A 1,073-nucleotide genomic window follows, 5' to 3' on the forward strand; every position below is an offset into this window, starting at 1 on the left:
TTACTTATTTCAAGGAAAGCTACCGGGGTTGGCATATTCAGAAATGTATCGAGAGATTAAGTCCATTTCACCGTATGAGTTAAGTGTAATGAGAGATTTTCTTTGATAATTGACGGAGCGACCTCGCTTTTTGCTGTTACGTTCATCAGAACCTGATGCTCTGGCGAAGCGATATCCAGTCCGGCAAGATAATCGCGCATTGCCTGAACGCCGTCTTCCATCAAACGCGTGTGCCAGGCACTGATCTTACCCAGCAATAGTGGACACGCGGCTAAGTGAGTAAACTCTCAGTCAGAGGTGACTCACATGACAAAAACAGTATCAACCAGTAAAAAACCCCGTAAACAGCATTCGCCTGAATTTCGCAGTGAAGCCCTGAAGCTTGCTGAACGCATCGGTGTTACTGCCGCAGCCCGTGAACTCAGCCTGTATGAATCACAACTCTACAACTGGCGCAGTAAACAGCAAAATCAGCAGACGTCTTCTGAACGTGAACTGGAGATGTCTACCGAGATTGCACGTCTCAAACGCCAGCTGGCAGAACGGGATGAAGAGCTGGCTATCCTCCAAAAGGCCGCGACATACTTCGCGAAGCGCCTGAAATGAAGTATGTCTTTATTGAAAAACATCAGGCTGAGTTCAGCATCAAAGCAATGTGCCGCGTGCTCCGGGTGGCCCGCAGCGGCTGGTATACGTGGTGTCAGCGGCGGACAAGGATAAGCACGCGTCAGCAGTTCCGCCAACACTGCGACAGCGTTGTCCTCGCGGCTTTTACCCGGTCAAAACAGCGTTACGGTGCCCCACGCCTGACGGATGAACTGCGTGCTCAGGGTTACCCCTTTAACGTAAAAACCGTGGCGGCAAGCCTGCGCCGTCAGGGACTGAGGGCAAAGGCCTCCCGGAAGTTCAGCCCGGTCAGCTACCGCGCACACGGCCTGCCTGTGTCAGAAAATCTGTTGGAGCAGGATTTTTACGCCAGTGGCCCGAACCAGAAGTGGGCAGGAGACATCACGTACTTACGTACAGATGAAGGCTGGCTGTATCTGGCAGTGGTCATTGACCTGTGGTCACGT

General features: G+C 52.2%; 2 pseudogenes. One reads left to right on the forward strand and one right to left on the reverse strand.

What is annotated here, in order from left to right:
- Positions 1 to 59: 59 nt before the first annotated feature.
- Positions 60 to 254 (reverse strand): annotated as a pseudogene (locus Xsze_RS22000) (ACP S-malonyltransferase); the annotation flags it as partial.
- A 52-nt stretch (positions 255 to 306) separates the two neighbouring features.
- Between Xsze_RS22000 and Xsze_RS21460 the strand changes: the two are divergent.
- Positions 307 to 1,073 (forward strand): annotated as a pseudogene (locus tag Xsze_RS21460) (IS3-like element IS3 family transposase); the annotation flags it as partial.

The sequence above is a fragment of the Xenorhabdus szentirmaii DSM 16338 genome, assembly GCF_002632585.1.
Taxonomy (GTDB): domain Bacteria; phylum Pseudomonadota; class Gammaproteobacteria; order Enterobacterales; family Enterobacteriaceae; genus Xenorhabdus; species Xenorhabdus szentirmaii.